Origin of the sequence: Campylobacter sp. MG1, assembly GCF_026616895.1 — a bacterium.
Classification (GTDB): domain Bacteria; phylum Campylobacterota; class Campylobacteria; order Campylobacterales; family Campylobacteraceae; genus Campylobacter_E.
On sequence record NZ_JANYME010000008.1, the window covers coordinates 16,837 to 32,406 of the forward strand.

Sequence of the window (15,570 nt, forward strand, 5' to 3'; positions counted from 1 at the left end):
CAAGTTATGACAAAAGCTGGGCATGAAAAACTATATAAAGAATTAGAATATTTAAAAACAATAGAACGCCCAAATGTAGTAAAAGAAATTGACATAGCAAGGTCTCACGGAGATTTAAAAGAAAATGCAGAATATCACGCAGCAAGAGAAAAGCAAAGTTTTTTAGAAGGAAGAATTGCTGAACTTAGCGAAATTTTAGCAACTTCACAAATAGTAAATCCTGCTGAATTTAAACATGATAAAGTAAGATTTGGAAGTACTGTAATAATATTAGATGTAAAGACAGAAGAAGAAAAAAAATTAAGCATCGTAGGTGATTATGAAAGTAATTTAGAAAAGGGTTATATAAGTCTTAGTTCTCCTATGGCAAAAGCTTTAATAGGCAAAGAAGAAGGTGATGAATGTATTGTTAAATTACCTAATGGTAGTGCTACTTATGAAATTCTTGAAGTATTTTATGAAGAACTAGACATATAATGTTTAAAATAAAAAATGGTGCAATAATTGTTGCTGATGTGCATTTTGATAATCATAGAAAAGAATTTTTATATTTTTTAGACTATGTAAAAGAAAAACAACCTCCACAAGTAATAATGCTTGGTGATATTTTCAATATATTAATAGGAGGAATAAACAAAAGTATTAGTGACAATTATGAAGCCATCAATAAAATTAATGAACTAGCAATGCAATGTGAAGTTATATATTTTGAAGGTAATCATGATTTTAATTTAGAAAATATTTTTACAAATGTAAAAATTATAAAAAAACAGCCTTTATTACTTGAATTTGAAAATAAAAGAATTGCTATTTCACATGGAGATATTTTTTTACCTACTATTACACAAATAGCATTAAATTTATTAAGATTTAAACTTACAATTTTTATATTAAATTTATTAAATATAATATTTTTTAATAAAATATATATAAAAATTTGTAAAAAACAAAAATTAAAAAAAATATATAAAAAAATAAATAATTTTGAAAAAATAGTTAAAATGCGAATGCAAAAATATAAAAAATTCTTTAATAATAATATTGATTATATTATTGAAGGACATTTTCATCAGGGAGAAGAATTTAATTTTGGTGATATAAAATATAAAAATTTAAATGCATTTGCACACGATAATAGTTTTTTTATAGTTGAAAATAACAACGATTGTTTTTTAAGAAAAGTAATATTCATGAAGGATAAAAATGGTAGAAGATAGAATTTTAAAAGCAAATTCTAATGAATTAGAATTAGTAGATTTTCGTATTTACAGGCAAGATAAAGATAAAATTTATGAAGGAATTTATGGAGTTAATGTTGCTAAAGTAAAAGAAATTATAAAAGTCCCTACCTTAACTGAATTACCAGGTGTTCCAAAATATATAGAAGGTGTTTTTGATTTAAGAGGTATCGTAATCCCTGTAATAAATTTAGCTAAATGGATGAATATAATTGAACCAAAAGATATAGTATTAAAACATAGGATTATAATCACTGAATTTTCAAACATAATGATAGGTTTTATAGTTCATGAAGCAAAAAGAATTAGAAGAATAAGTGCATCCAATATTAGAGGTTCTGAATTTTCAAGTAGTTCTGGAGGATTAGATAAAAGTCAAATAACAGGGATTGCTAAAATTGAAAATGATGAAGTTTTATTAATTTTAGACCTTGAAAGAATTGTTGAGGAACTTGGAATTTATTCTCCAAAAATAGATATAGAAGAAAAACAAATTCAAAAAACAAGTGGAACAGCCGTTGTATTAGATGATAGTTCAACCGCTAGAAAGCTGGTCCGTGATGCATTAATAAAAATGGGATTAAAAGTCATAGAAGCTAAAGATGGAGTTGATGGACTTAATAAATTAAATGAATTATATGATATATATAAAAATGATATTTCAAATCAAATAAAAGTAATAATTAGTGATGTAGAAATGCCACAAATGGATGGATTTCATTTTGCTTCTAGGGTAAAAGAAGATATTAGATTTAAAGGAATTCCTATAATTTTTAACTCATCTTTAAGTAATGAATTTTCAAATTTAAAAAGTAAAGATGTCGGTGGAGATGCTTTTTTGACAAAATTCGATGCTAATGTATTTTATAAAGAAGTATCAAGAGTTATAGAAACATACATAAAAAAATAAAGGAACACACATGGATGATATGCAAGAAATACTAGAAGACTTCTTAATAGAAGCATTCGAACTAATTGAACAAATTGACCATGATTTAGTTGAACTTGAAAATAATCCTAAAGATTTGGAATTATTAAATAGTATATTTAGAGTTGCTCATACAATTAAAGGTAGTTCTAGTTTTTTAAATTTTAATGTCTTAACAAAACTTACCCATCATATGGAAGATGTTTTAAATAAAGCTCGTAAAGAAGAATTATTAATTACACCTGATATTATGGATGTTGTTTTAACTTCAGTTGATATAATGAAAACATTATTACATAACATAAAAGACAACGGTAATGACAATTCAAACACTACAAATATAGATGAAATTTGTTCTATATTAAATGATATAAATGAAGGTAAAAATTTCATAAATAAAACACAATGTGAAGAAGATAAAAGTTTAAATGATAAAATTGAAGAAATTATCAAAAATGACTCTAGTGAAGAAGAAAATATTGATATATCATCTTTAGATAATGAAGAAATAGAAGCTGAAATAGAAAGACTATTAAAACAAAAAAAAGAAGAGAAAAAAAATAAAGAGAAAAAAAATACAACAATAGTTCAAAAAAATATACAAGAAATTAAAAATATAAAAAATGAAGTAAATGAAAATATAAAAATACCTACAAATATAGATAAGAATTCTAATGTAGATCAAACTATTAGAGTTGAAGTTAAAAGACTTGATAGTTTAATGAATTTAATAGGCGAATTAGTTTTAGGTAAAAATAGACTTTTAAAAATATATGATGATGTTGAAGAAAGATATGAAGGTGAAAAATTCATAGAAGAATTAAACCAAGTTGTAAGTCAGTTAAGTGTAGTAACTACTGATATTCAATTAGCTGTTATGAAAACAAGAATGCAGCCAATCGCAAAAGTATTTAATAAATTCCCAAGAGTTGTAAGAGATTTAAGCCGTGAACTCAATAAATATATAGATTTAGAAATAACTGGAGAAGAAACAGAATTAGATAAATCAATCGTAGAAGAAATAGGTGACCCTATAATGCATATGATTAGAAATTCATGTGATCATGGTATAGAAGATGTGAAAGAAAGACTTGCTAAAGGCAAAAATGAAAAAGGTAAAGTATGTCTAAAAGCATATAATGAAGGTAATCACATAGTAATTGAAATTTCTGATGATGGCAAAGGTTTAGACCCTAACATACTAAAAATAAAAAGTATAGAAAAAGGTATAATAAATGAAAGAGAAGCTGATGCTATGAGCGATAAAGAAGCTTTTTCTTTAATATTCAAACCAGGATTTTCAACAGCAACTCAAGTAACAAATGTAAGTGGTCGTGGTGTTGGAATGGACGTTGTAAAAACAAACATTGATAAGCTAAATGGTTTAATAGAAATAGATAGCGAAATAAATAAAGGAACAATAATAAAACTAAAAATTCCATTAACACTAGCTATTATTCAATCACTACTTGTAAAAACACAAGAAGAATTTTATGCAATTCCACTTGCTAGTGTTCTTGAAACGGTAAGAGTAACTATAGATGACATTTACACTATTGAAGGTAAAAATGTATTAAGACTTAGAGATGAAGTATTATCACTTGTAAGACTTAGTGATTTATTTGGAGTAAAACAAGTTCTAGAAAATAGCGAACAATCTTATGTAGTTGTAGTTGGTATTGGAACTAGCAAATTAGGAATTATTGTAGATACTCTAATAGGACAAGAAGAAGTTGTAATTAAGTCCATGGGATATTATTTACAAAATATCACAGGAATTGCAGGTTCAACCATTCGTGGAGATGGTAGAGTTACACTAATAGTTGATGTCGGTGCTATGATGGATATGGCAAAAGAAGTAAAAGTTGATATAAAAGCAAATAATGAAAATTTATCAAAAATTATTAAAGAAAAACCACAAGATTATGTAGTATTAATAGTTGATGACTCTCCAGTTGATAGAAATATAATGAAAAAGGCACTAGAACCACTTGGAATTAAAATAATAGAAGCTAATAATGGCGTAGAAGCATTAAATACCATGAAAAATAATGATTATATTATTGATGCTATGCTAATTGATATTGAAATGCCAAGAATGGATGGTTACACACTAGCAGCAGAAATTAGAAAATATGCAAAATATAGAAATCTACCACTAATTGCTGTTACAAGTAGAACTAGCAAGAGTGATAGATTAAGGGGCGTAGAAGTAGGAATGACTGAGTATATTACAAAACCTTATTCTTATGAATATTTGGAAAATATAGTGAGAAAAAATTTAAAATTAGGATAAAATATGGAAGAATTAAATCAAATTTTAAATAAACAACAAAGGCAAGTACATACAAATATCAGCGATTTAAAATCAAAAGATGAAATAAAACAACTAGTTGGATTTATGATTGATAACGAAGAATATGCAATTCCAATTTTAAGCATACAAGAAATCATAAAACCTATTGAATATACCAGAGTTCCTAGTGTTCCTGATTATGTATTAGGTGTATTTAATATGCGTGGTAATGTAATTCCATTAATTGATTTGGCAAAAAAATTTGGATTAGCTAGTTCTAAACAAACACAGCATACAAGGTATATTGTATTAAGAGGAGAAGAAGGAAGTATAGGTTTTGTAATAGATAAATTAACTGAAGCAATTAAAATAAAAGCAAGCAATATAGACCAACCGCCAGAAACACTACTTAAAGAAAAAGGTATGATAGAAGGCATAGGAAAACAAAAAAATGGAATTTTAACAATTTTAAAAGTAGAAGCTTTAATGAAAAGGGATTTTTAATGAAAAAATATAGTATTTGGTGTGATTTTATAGAAAATAGTTTTTTAGATAATGAATTTATAAATATGATTAATAAAGGTATAATAAATGGTGCTACTAGTAATCCTAGTATATTTAAAAATGCAATTACTACTTCAGCATATTATAAAGAAAGAATTAAGCAATTAAATATAAAAAATAAAGAAGAATTATTTTTAACTCTAGCTTTAGAAGACATTAAAAAAGCAGCTATTAAAATGAGCCATTTATATGCAAAAGATAGCAATAATGGTTTTATTAGTTTTGAAATAAATCCACTAAATAGTAATAATGCAGGTCTTAGTATTGCAGAAGGTTTGAAAATTGCTAATTTAATAAATATGCCAAATTTAATGATAAAAGTGCCGGCAACTAATGCAGGATATGAAGTTATGAATACATTGGCAAGTTATGGAATTAGCATAAATGCTACACTGATTTTTTCTTACGAACAAGCAAAAAAATGTAATGATGCAATAGCGCAAGGTATGAAAAAATATAAAGCAAAAAATCCTAATGGAATAATTAATAAAGGTGTAGTTAGTATTTTTGTAAGCAGAGTTGATAGCTTATTAAATAATAGATTTAGCGTTAAAAACCAAATAGGAATTCAAAACGCAATTTATTCAGCATCTAAAGTTGGTAGTGAAAATATAAGAGCTTTATTTGCAAGTACAGGAACAAAAAGTAATGATTTAAGTAAAGATTATTATTTAAAAGAACTAGAATTTAATAACACTATAAATACAGCTCCAATTAATGCTATAAATGCCTATAAACCTAGTAAAACTATAAAGAATTTAAATCAAGAAATAATTTCAAATTCAAAAGATTTTATATTCTCAACTATAAACGAAATTGAGTATAATGTCGCTTGCAAAAAACTTTTAGAAGATGGATTAATTCAATTTGAAAACGCATTTATTGATATATTAAAAAATCTTTAAGGATAAAAAATGGAAATAGATTTAGAAAATATTCGTTGGGAATTAAGAGATGAACTAGATGGTTGGTTAAGCACTCTACTTGATTTAGGTGGAAGTGACTTACATCTTAGCTCTGGTTTATGCCCAAAAGGAAGAGTACACGGAGAAATTGTTCAAGTATGTGATGGTGCTATAAGTAGAGAAGATATGCTAGACTTATGTAAAGCATTGACTAGAAGTGATTTTACTAGATTTGTTGAACATAAAAATATAGACTTTTCTTACGAACCTAAAAATAAAGATAAATTTAAATATAAAGGTTCTTTTCGTGTGAATTTATTTTTTACAATGAATGGACCTAGTGCCGTATTTAGAACTATTCCTGATAAAATGCCTGATTTTGAAAGCTTAAAATTACCTGATGTTATAAAAGAAATTACCACAAAAGAAACTAGAGGTTTAATATTAGTAACAGGACCAACTGGAAGTGGTAAAACGACAACACTAGCATCTATGATTGATTATATTAATCAAAATTACAATAGACATATTATCACTATTGAAGACCCTATTGAATTTAAATATAAACCTGCAAAATCAATAGTAAATCAAAGAGCTATCGGACAAGATGCTTTAAGCTTTCAAGATGCACTAAGAGCAGCTTTAAGAGAGGATCCTGATATCATTCTAGTGGGCGAGATGAGAGATTTAGAAACCATTGAAGTAGCAATGCACGCAGCAGAAACAGGACACCTAGTTTTAAGCACACTACACACAATTAATGCACAAGAAACTATAAATAGGGTTTTAGGAATGTTTCCTAAAGAAGAACAAAATAGAATTAGAAGTTCACTTTCAAGCGTTTTAAAAGCTGTAATTTCTCAAAGATTATGCAAAACTATTGATGGAAAAAGAACTGCTGCAGTTGAAGTTTTAAGAGGTAATGAACGCATTAAGAGATTAATTTTAGAATATAAAGAAAATGCTATAGGAGATGTTTTAAAAGAAGGGACATTGAATATGCAAAGTTTTGACCAACACCTATTAAATTTATTTAAAGAAAATAAAATAACAGAAGCTGAAGCTTATGATAAAGCAAGTAATGCAAATGACTTGAAAGTATTAATAGATGGTTATAAATTTGGAGAAGCTAAAAAAACCACAGCAAGTGGTTCTTCTATGTTTAAATATAGATTAGCGTCATCAGAAGAAAATGAATAAAGTTTTTTTAAGTTTTTTTATTATATAATATAAGCTTATTTTTTTGAAAGGACATTTTATGTTAGAAGGACAAATTAGACAGAGTATTGGTAGAAAGTCAGCTAAAGCTGCTAGACAAGATGGTATGCTAATTGCTAATATCTATGGCAAAGGCGTTGAAAATATCCATGCGGTATTTAAAACAAACGAATTTATTAAAGAAGTTCGTAAAAAAGACGGATTAATTTTCCCTGTTAGTGTTGATGGTAAAACTTATGAAGTTGTAATTGTTGATTATCAACACCATCCAGTAACTAGCGAAATTAAGCACGTTGATTTAAAAATAGCACTAAAAGGTGTTGAGAGCTTTTATATGGTTCCAGTAAAAGTTGTAGGAACTGCAAAAGGTCTTAAAAATAAAGGTGTATTAATTCAATCAAAACGCCGCTTAAAAGTAAAATGTAAAGCAGAAAATTTACCTAATTTCTTTGAATTAGATGTAACTGATTTAGATGTTGGTGATGCTTTATTAGTAAGAGATATTAAAGTTGCTGATAATGTAAAAATTATTGACGCTGGTCGTGTAGCTGTTGTTGGAGTTGAAAAAGCTAGATGATTTTAGTAGTAGGCTTAGGAAATCCTGGCGAGAAATATGCAAATACTCGCCACAACCTAGGCTTTATGTTAATTGATAAATTACTTAACTCTTCTTATACTAAACAAAGTTTAAACTGCAATGGAGAACTTTATAAAAAACAAAATATATTACTACTTAAACCACTAACCTACATGAATAATTCAGGAGAAAGTGTAAAGAAGGTTGTAGATTTTTATAAACCAGAAAGAATAATTGTATGCCACGATGAAATGGATATAAATTTTTCTAAGCTAAAAATTAAAAAAGGTGGTAGTTCTGGTGGTCATAATGGGTTAAAATCCATAGATAACTTTATAGGTAATGATTATGAAAGAATTAGATTAGGAATTGGAAAACCTGATTTAAAATATGAAGTTATTAATTATGTTCTTGACAATTTTAATGAAAATGAAAAAAAAGAATTAGAAAACTTCTTAAATTATTCAAAAGACGCTTTAGAATATCTTTTAGACAATGATATATTAAAGACTCAAAATAAATTTCATTCATAAACCTTAGATTAATAAACTCTATTTATAATATTTATAAATAAATTTTAAATGAAGAAAGAATATGAAAAACAAATATATTTTAAAAATTATTTTTTTACTTTGTATGTTTTCTAATATACTAATAGCTTATGATGTACAAAATAATTGCGAAAGTATAAATAATTTTGAAAATTTTAAACTAAAAAATAATGAAAAATTAAAAAATATTTTATCAAATTTAGATATAGAAATTTATAATAAAATATTCAAAATTAATAGCTTAAAATTAATAAATCACAATAATGAGCTAAATACAACGACTTGCGAAGTTACATATAAATTCAACAATATTTCAAAAGAGGAAGCATTAGCATACTTATTAATATCACAAAATAAAAATTTTAAATTTAAAAATATCATCACAATATTAGCAAAAGGTGAAAAAGATAAAATACAAATTTTAGAAAAACAACTAGGTGAGATTATTCAAACACTTTCTCCGACAATTTACAGTGTAAATAATTTTAATCAAAATTATTCAATATTAATAATAGAAGAAACATCAATTTTAGAATTATTAGAAAAATTGGCAAATAGCATTATCAATTAAAAAATATTTTCATTAAATTATTTTTTAAATATTTTATTACAACAAATATTCTTTATTGTATTAAATATTCAAATAGCTTATTTTATACTATAAAATTCATCTATGCAATTTATACTTATTTCATAATATTTGATTAATTTATAAATATTTATTAAACATTACATTACATATAAGACATCATAATACTAAAGTAAATAAAAAATTTATACCTAAAAATTTAAAATACATTTTTATTTATATTTAATTAATATTATAATTATAAATTAATAAAAAACTTTATAATTTATTTAATAAATATTCAACAATATAATAACTATTTTTAAAACATAATTATTTTAATAAAAAAATTTAATAAAACCTTTTTATCCAATAATATTTTATTTATAATTTCATTAAAATAAGAAAATAAAACTAATTAATTTTATTTTAAAGCATTTTTAAATTAAAAATTTATTTTTATTATTAAATAAATAAAAATTACCTTATGTATTTATATCACTTTTTTACAATGAATTTTAAACTTTTAATTAATTTAATTAAATCACAGCTATATTAATTTATAAATACAAATAAAATAAACATATTATTCAATAAAAATTAAGACTATAAATAATTAATTTTAAATTATTTACTAACATATTATAAATTATACTTATTAAAAACTATCTCTTGAACTTATCATAAATATTAATTTTTACTAAAAATACGTTTTATTCTATTTATTATAAAAAATTCATTAACCACAATTAACTAATAAACATTTAATAAAATATCCATTTTTTACATATATCTTATAAAATCTTTTATTCCAACTTCATTAAATGCTCTTAATCTTAATTGACATGATTCGCATCTACCACAAGCTAAGTCATTACTCTCATAGCAACTATAAGATAGATGTAGTGGAGCATTAATTTGCATACCTAATTTTATAATTTGTGATTTTCTAAGAGTAATTAATGGCGTTAATAATTTTATTTCTACTCCACTTCCAGATACAATAAAATCCTTAGTTTTTTCCACAAAATCTATTGATGTATCAGGATAACCACTAGAATCTTCACTAACTAATCCTGTATAAATCGCACTAGCATTAAACCTTTGTGCAACAGCAGTTGCAATACTATAAAAAATACCATTTCTAAATGGAACATAGGTATTAGGTATATCTCCGTTTTTACCAAGTTCATTTTTTGGAATTTCAATATTAAAATCAGTTAAACTAGACCCACCGATTTGTCTAAAAAAATCCATATCTATTATTATTTTTTGTATTCCATAAAAATCACAAATATCATTAAAAGCTTTTAACTCTCTTAACTCAGTTCTTTGATGATAATTAAAATGAAGGGCTATTACTTGATAGCCATCATTTATTGCACAAGCCGTACTAACACAACTATCTAGCCCTCCACTCAAAATACTTATAGCGATTTTACTCACTTATATCCCTTTACAAATTCAGCAATTTTGTTTATTCCATTTTCAATATTTTGCATAGAAGTTGCGTAAGAAATTCTAAAATACCCTTTCATACCAAACCCACTTCCAGGAACACATGCTACTTGTTTTTCATCTAATAATTTAGCACAAAATTTAACATCATCATTTTCTATATCTTTACAATCAACAAATAAATAAAAAGCACCATCAGGTTTTGATGAAATTTTTAATCCATTTATATTATTTAACATCTCAAACGCCTTATCTCTCCTTGCTTTAAATTCAGACTTCATCATCTCTATATCACTATCAATCTCACCGATAAGTGCTGGGATAGCAGCTGCTTGAACTATACTACAAATATTACTTGTGCATTGACCTTGTAAATTTTTCATCATCTTATTTAATTCTTTATTTTTACTAGCACTGTAGCCAAATCTATAACCAGGCATTGCTGCACACTTACTAAGACCATTTATAGTAACTGTTCTATTAAATGCATCATCACTAAGACTTGCAAATGCTACAAATTTGCCATCATATACTAATTTTTCATACATTTCATCAGCTAATACAACAATATTAGTTCCTTCTAAAACCTTAGCTAATGCCATTAATTCATCTTTTGAATATAAAGCACCACTTGGATTGCTAGGATTATTAAGTATAAAAAGCTTAGTTTTAGGCGTAATTGCTGCTTTTAATTCATCAGCTGTGATTTTAAAATCATTTTTTGGTTCTACAAAAACTGGAACACCTCCAGAATACTTTACTTGCTCAGGATATGTAACCCAATAAGGAGCTGGAATAATAACCTCATCTCCATCGTCAACCAAAGCTTGAATAGCATTAAATAATGAGTGTTTTGCACCTACATTTGCTATCACCTCACTTGGCTCATAATTTAAATTATTATCTCTTTTTAATTTTGTACAAATTGCTTTTAGAACATCAGTTGTTCCAGACACTGGAGTATATTTTCCACATCCTGCATTAATTGCATTAATTGCTGCTTCTTTTACCTTTTTTGGTGTATCAAAATCAGGCTCACCTGCACTAAAACTAATAACATTAATACCTTGTTCTTTAAGCAACTTAGCTTTTGCTGTAATTGCTAAAGTGATTGATTCTTCCAAACCCTTAATTTTTTTTGAAAATTCCATTTATTCTCCTTAAATATTTTTTAAATAACCATTATCATGCATAAAAATAAAAAGTTCACCCAAAATATTTTTCTTTGACTTTTCATCTATTAAATTTGATGATGAAATTTTATCTTGAATTTTTTCATCAATTTCACGTATATCATAATCTAAATCCTCTAAAATATCTCTTATAGATTGACTTTCTATAATACTCTCTATTTCATAACCTCTTTTATTAACTTCAATACAAACTTGCGTAGGATGAGTAAATAAATTATGTTTCATACCTAAAACTTCTTGATAAGCTCCAACTAAGAAAAACCCTAAAAAATAATCTTCTTTTTCAACATCAATATCATGCAAAAATAATGGTCTTTTATTTGCATCAAATGCTATCTCACCATCACTATCACAAGTAATATCCCATATAGTAGCTGAATTAGTTGGATTAGTATCTAATCTATCAAGTGGCATTATAGGAAATTCTTGTCCTAAACCCCAATAATCCGGTAAACTCTGAAAAATTGAAAAGTTAACTAAATATTTTTCTTGCACTTCTTTTTGCATTCTTACTAAATGTGAAGAATCTAGCATAGATATAGCTTTTTTACCTATTAAATGAACTAAAATTTCAGCATTTGATCTATCTTGTAAATCAACATAACCTAAATCAAATAAAGTTAAAATACTGTCTAGATGGTCTCTACTATCGTGCATATACTCAAGTGCATTACTAGGTTTAATATTCTTATACAAATCACATAATTCATCTATTAATTGTGGATTTTTTTCTTTTAACTTTAACTTTTCTTCTGAATATTCTTGAGAAAACAATTCTAAAACCGGCGCAACTAAGACAGCATGTGAAGCACTAACAAAACGACCGCTTTCTATGTAAATATTTGGCTCTTTTTCTTTTTTTTGTGTTGCTATCATTTTTAAAATGAAAACTATATCATTTGCATACTCGCTTAATGTATAATTTCTTTGAGAACTTTTTTGAAACTGAGAATATTCAATGGCTAAACCACCACCTAAATCTATATTTTCTAAATTTAAAGCACCCATTTTTCTTAATTCTACATAAATATTACCTGCTTCACTTAATGCTTTTTTTAAAGGATGAATTTCATGTATTTGAGAACCTATATGAAAATGTATCATAGTAAAACAATCTAATAAATTATTCTCTTTTAACAATCCAACAGCTTCAATTAATTCCGTAGAATTAAGTCCAAATTTAGAATTAATTCCTCCACTTTTAGCCCATATTCCACTACCTAATGAATGCAGCCTAACGCGAAGACCTATATTTGGTTTTGGTTTATTATCCCCTCTTTCTTTGGCTGTTTTTATAATAACTTCAAGCTCGTTAATACCTTCTATAGTAAGAGTTATATTATGACCCATTTCAGCAGCTATAAAACCCATAGTAATCAATTCTTTATCTTTAAAGCCATTGACTGTAATAGGTGAGCCTTCATTATTGTAAGCCATGGCAAGTAATAACTCAGCTTTACTACCTGCTTCTAATCCATAATTTAATTTTTTTCCAAATTTAACTAAATGTTTAACAAATCCAGGGAATTGATTTACCTTTAAAGGATAAACGGCATTAAAAGTTCCGTTATATTCAAATTCATTAATAGCATTATTGAAATTTAAATAAATTTGTTCTATTTGTTTTTTTATAAGATGATTAAATCTTAATACGATAGGACCCTTATATCCATCATCTTGTAAAGTATTTACAATATCAATTATTGCCGGCTCATTTCCATATTTTAAACATACTTTTCCATCTTTAATAATAAAATTATCATCACCCCAAACATCTATGCCGTAATTATTCATATAAGTCCTTTTAACTCATCAAAATCAACTAATTTTTGCTGACTAGTATATAAATTTTTAAATAAAAACTGATTATTTTTAGTCTCATCACTTCCTATAGCAATAAAATATTGATAGTTTTCTTTAAGTGCTGAATTTAAATGCTTAACTAACTTTCTAGATTCATAAACTAAATTTACACTTAATCCTAATCTTCTTAATTTTGATACAGTGTTATAAGCTAAATCTAAATATTCATCATCTAAAACACAAAAATATGCGTTTTTTATTATATTTTCACTATCTTTACTTTTTAGAATATCCATCACTCTTTCAATACCCATAGCAAAACCAACTCCATAACTCTTAGCTCCGCCTAAATATTCTACTAAATAATCATACCTTCCTCCACCAGCAATAGCTGCTTTTGCACCTATTTCATCACTTACAAACTCAAATGCTGTTTTAGAATAATAATCCAATCCTCTTACTAATCTCTCATCTATACAATAATCAATATTATTATTTTTTAAAATTTCTTGTAACTTATTAAAATCATTTTTACTATCATCATCTAAAAAATCACTAAGTTTTGGTGCTTTATCTAAATGTTTAGCACAATTTTCATTTTTACAATCCAATACCCTAATAACATTTGTTTGCATTCTTTTTTCACAATCAGAACAAAATTTAAAACTCAATTTATTTTCAATATTTTTTATATATTCTCTTAAAGCACTTCTATATTTTTCAAGACAAATAGGAGTACCTAAAGAATTAATTTTTAATTGATAATTTATATCAAGTTCTTTAAAGATATCGCATAAAAGCATAATTACACTAGCATCTTCATAAACACTTGCTATATTAAAACATTCAACTCCAAATTGATGAAATTCTCTATAACGACCACGCTGCGGTTTTTCATAACGAAACATAGAACCATGATAAAACCATCTTTTAACAACACCAGCTTTATCCATTTTACGCTCAATAAATGCTCTTACAACCCCAGCTGTTCCTTCTGGACGAAGACAAATACTATCACCACCCTTATCTTTAAATTCATACATTTCCTTACCAACTATATCACTACTTTCGCCAACACTACGCCTAAATAAAGCTGTATTTTCAACATGTGGAGTATTTATAAAACTATATCCATAATTTTGTGCTACTTTACTTGAAACTTGAATTATTTTTTCATATAACCTTGCATCATTATCTAATAAATCATTTATTCCTTTAATTGCATATATCATTAATATACTCCTTAATTTTTTTATTAATATTTGATATGCTATCATCAGCATTAATTTCTAGTATATTTAAATTTAATTTTTTAAAAATCTTTTCATAATTATCTTGGATTTTTAAAAAATATTCTATGCCTCTTTTTTCAATTTCATCTAAATTTTTATTTAGCAAACGAGAACTAATTAATTTTTCACTACCTTTAAAAAATACTACGAAATTTGGCAAAATATTATTAGTAGCATATAAATTAAATTTTAACAAATCATCAAAATTTTCATCATTTGCATAAGCTAAATGTGATAATAAACTTCTATCTGATATTATAAAATTATTTTTAAAATCTATTTCACTAAATAATTGTGCTCTATCTGCTAAAAACAAAAATAATTCTGCTTTTTTACTCATTTTTTCATTCAAAATTATTTCTCTAATTTTACTACCTAATTCACTAAAACCCGGCTCTTTTACAAAAATACAATCTTTATAAAATTCTTTTTCTGGTTTATTAAAAAAATCAAGTTTTAAAATTTCAATTTGTGTGCTTTTACCTAAAGTATCAACGCCTTCAAATGCAAAATATTTCATTTCAAATCTCCTAAAATTGTCTTAGGGACTAATTTACTTATATCTCCATTATATGATAAAATTGACCTAACTATTGAACTAGATATAAAAGCATTTTTAAGACTAGGCATTAAATAAATGGTATCAATATGTTCACTTAATTCAGCATTAGCGTAATGCATTTGTAGTTCATATTCAAAATCACTAACAGCCCTTAAACCTCTAATAATAGTAAAAACTTCATGCTCTTTTGCAAAATCAACTAATAAATTATTAAAACCATAAACCTCTACATTTAAACCATCAGTAGCTTTTTTTACTAAATTTATTCTTTTATCAAGACTTAAAAACGGTTCTTTTTTTTCATTTTTTGCAATAGCAATTATAACCTTATCAAAAATTTTCAAAGCTCTATTTATAACATCTAAATGCCCATTTGTAATAGGGTCAAATGTCCCTGGGTATATAGCTACTTTCATA

General features: G+C 25.8%; 16 protein-coding genes. 10 read left to right on the forward strand and 6 right to left on the reverse strand.

Annotated elements, in window-relative coordinates; genetic code table 11:
- Nucleotides 1-6: 6 nt before the first annotated feature.
- From greA to NY022_RS07340, 10 genes are all read left to right on the forward strand, one after another.
- The gene (gene greA / locus NY022_RS07295) at nucleotides 7-477 is read left to right on the forward strand and encodes a transcription elongation factor GreA (protein ID WP_267524967.1); all 471 of its coding nucleotides are present in this window, start codon (nucleotides 7-9) and stop codon (nucleotides 475-477) included.
- A complete protein-coding gene (locus NY022_RS07300) occupies nucleotides 477-1,217 on the forward strand; it encodes a metallophosphoesterase (RefSeq protein WP_267524853.1) in 741 nt (246 codons plus the stop codon). Before greA ends, NY022_RS07300 begins: the two co-directional genes overlap by 1 nt.
- Nucleotides 1,204-2,148, forward strand: coding sequence for a chemotaxis protein (locus NY022_RS07305; protein ID WP_267524855.1), 945 nt, complete (start codon nucleotides 1,204-1,206; stop codon nucleotides 2,146-2,148). The genes NY022_RS07300 and NY022_RS07305 overlap by 14 nt, the downstream gene beginning before the upstream one ends.
- Nucleotides 2,149-2,158: 10 nt before the next feature.
- On the forward strand, nucleotides 2,159-4,462 hold the full coding sequence (locus NY022_RS07310; RefSeq protein WP_267524857.1) for a hybrid sensor histidine kinase/response regulator: 2,304 nt from the start codon (nucleotides 2,159-2,161) through the stop codon (nucleotides 4,460-4,462).
- A 3-nt stretch (nucleotides 4,463-4,465) separates the two neighbouring features.
- Nucleotides 4,466-4,966, forward strand: a complete 501-nt coding sequence (locus tag NY022_RS07315) for a chemotaxis protein CheW (RefSeq protein ID WP_267524858.1) — start codon at nucleotides 4,466-4,468, stop codon at nucleotides 4,964-4,966.
- Nucleotides 4,966-5,931, forward strand: a complete 966-nt coding sequence (locus tag NY022_RS07320; protein ID WP_267524860.1) for a transaldolase — start codon at nucleotides 4,966-4,968, stop codon at nucleotides 5,929-5,931. The genes NY022_RS07315 and NY022_RS07320 overlap by 1 nt, the downstream gene beginning before the upstream one ends.
- A 9-nt stretch (nucleotides 5,932-5,940) precedes the next feature.
- Nucleotides 5,941-7,131: a type IV pilus twitching motility protein PilT gene (locus NY022_RS07325; RefSeq protein WP_267524862.1), complete on the forward strand. Its 1,191-nt coding sequence runs from the start codon at nucleotides 5,941-5,943 to the stop codon at nucleotides 7,129-7,131.
- A 58-nt stretch (nucleotides 7,132-7,189) separates the two neighbouring features.
- On the forward strand, nucleotides 7,190-7,726 hold the full coding sequence (locus NY022_RS07330) for a 50S ribosomal protein L25/general stress protein Ctc (RefSeq protein ID WP_214116615.1): 537 nt from the start codon (nucleotides 7,190-7,192) through the stop codon (nucleotides 7,724-7,726).
- Entirely contained in the window at nucleotides 7,723-8,259 is a 537-nt protein-coding gene (gene pth, locus NY022_RS07335) for an aminoacyl-tRNA hydrolase (RefSeq protein WP_267524865.1), read from the forward strand. The genes NY022_RS07330 and pth overlap by 4 nt, the downstream gene beginning before the upstream one ends.
- Before the next feature lie 61 nt (nucleotides 8,260-8,320).
- Nucleotides 8,321-8,848, forward strand: a complete 528-nt coding sequence (locus NY022_RS07340; protein WP_267524867.1) for a hypothetical protein — start codon at nucleotides 8,321-8,323, stop codon at nucleotides 8,846-8,848.
- A 780-nt stretch (nucleotides 8,849-9,628) separates the two neighbouring features.
- Here NY022_RS07340 and queC read toward each other — a convergent pair.
- From queC to coaD, 6 genes are read right to left on the reverse strand one after another with little or no spacing between them, the layout of a single operon-like run.
- The gene (gene queC / locus NY022_RS07345; protein ID WP_267524868.1) at nucleotides 9,629-10,291 is read right to left on the reverse strand and encodes a 7-cyano-7-deazaguanine synthase QueC; all 663 of its coding nucleotides are present in this window, start codon (nucleotides 10,289-10,291) and stop codon (nucleotides 9,629-9,631) included.
- The gene (locus tag NY022_RS07350; RefSeq protein ID WP_267524870.1) at nucleotides 10,288-11,454 is read right to left on the reverse strand and encodes a pyridoxal phosphate-dependent aminotransferase; all 1,167 of its coding nucleotides are present in this window, start codon (nucleotides 11,452-11,454) and stop codon (nucleotides 10,288-10,290) included. Before NY022_RS07350 ends, queC begins: the two co-directional genes overlap by 4 nt.
- A gap of 9 nt (nucleotides 11,455-11,463) precedes the next feature.
- Nucleotides 11,464-13,290: a biosynthetic arginine decarboxylase gene (gene speA / locus NY022_RS07355; protein WP_267524872.1), complete on the reverse strand. Its 1,827-nt coding sequence runs from the start codon at nucleotides 13,288-13,290 to the stop codon at nucleotides 11,464-11,466.
- On the reverse strand, nucleotides 13,287-14,531 hold the full coding sequence (gene hisS / locus NY022_RS07360; protein ID WP_267524874.1) for a histidine--tRNA ligase: 1,245 nt from the start codon (nucleotides 14,529-14,531) through the stop codon (nucleotides 13,287-13,289). The genes speA and hisS overlap by 4 nt, the downstream gene beginning before the upstream one ends.
- Nucleotides 14,515-15,111: a dTMP kinase gene (gene tmk, locus NY022_RS07365; protein WP_267524876.1), complete on the reverse strand. Its 597-nt coding sequence runs from the start codon at nucleotides 15,109-15,111 to the stop codon at nucleotides 14,515-14,517. Before tmk ends, hisS begins: the two co-directional genes overlap by 17 nt.
- Nucleotides 15,108-15,569 carry a pantetheine-phosphate adenylyltransferase gene (coaD, locus tag NY022_RS07370; RefSeq protein ID WP_267524878.1) on the reverse strand — a complete coding sequence of 154 codons (462 nt, stop codon included), beginning with the start codon at nucleotides 15,567-15,569 and terminating at the stop codon, nucleotides 15,108-15,110. Before coaD ends, tmk begins: the two co-directional genes overlap by 4 nt.
- Nucleotide 15,570 lies beyond the last annotated feature (1 nt).

Excerpts from the sequence above, each read along its gene's own strand:
- NY022_RS07340 (WP_267524867.1), top strand. The coding sequence starts at position 8,321 with ATGAAAAACAAATATATTTTAAAAATTATTTTTTTACTTTGTATGTTT.
- NY022_RS07330 (WP_214116615.1), top strand. The coding sequence starts at position 7,190 with ATGTTAGAAGGACAAATTAGACAGAGTATTGGTAGAAAGTCAGCTAAA.
- speA (WP_267524872.1), bottom strand. The coding sequence starts at position 13,290 with ATGAATAATTACGGCATAGATGTTTGGGGTGATGATAATTTTATTATT.
- coaD (WP_267524878.1), bottom strand. The coding sequence starts at position 15,569 with ATGAAAGTAGCTATATACCCAGGGACATTTGACCCTATTACAAATGGG.
- NY022_RS07350 (WP_267524870.1), bottom strand. The coding sequence starts at position 11,454 with ATGGAATTTTCAAAAAAAATTAAGGGTTTGGAAGAATCAATCACTTTA.
- hisS (WP_267524874.1), bottom strand. The coding sequence starts at position 14,531 with ATGATATATGCAATTAAAGGAATAAATGATTTATTAGATAATGATGCA.
- NY022_RS07320 (WP_267524860.1), top strand. The coding sequence starts at position 4,966 with ATGAAAAAATATAGTATTTGGTGTGATTTTATAGAAAATAGTTTTTTA.
- NY022_RS07305 (WP_267524855.1), top strand. The coding sequence starts at position 1,204 with ATGGTAGAAGATAGAATTTTAAAAGCAAATTCTAATGAATTAGAATTA.
- greA (WP_267524967.1), top strand. The coding sequence starts at position 7 with ATGACAAAAGCTGGGCATGAAAAACTATATAAAGAATTAGAATATTTA.
- NY022_RS07300 (WP_267524853.1), top strand. The coding sequence starts at position 477 with ATGTTTAAAATAAAAAATGGTGCAATAATTGTTGCTGATGTGCATTTT.
- tmk (WP_267524876.1), bottom strand. The coding sequence starts at position 15,111 with ATGAAATATTTTGCATTTGAAGGCGTTGATACTTTAGGTAAAAGCACA.
- NY022_RS07310 (WP_267524857.1), top strand. The coding sequence starts at position 2,159 with ATGGATGATATGCAAGAAATACTAGAAGACTTCTTAATAGAAGCATTC.
- pth (WP_267524865.1), top strand. The coding sequence starts at position 7,723 with ATGATTTTAGTAGTAGGCTTAGGAAATCCTGGCGAGAAATATGCAAAT.
- NY022_RS07315 (WP_267524858.1), top strand. The coding sequence starts at position 4,466 with ATGGAAGAATTAAATCAAATTTTAAATAAACAACAAAGGCAAGTACAT.
- NY022_RS07325 (WP_267524862.1), top strand. The coding sequence starts at position 5,941 with ATGGAAATAGATTTAGAAAATATTCGTTGGGAATTAAGAGATGAACTA.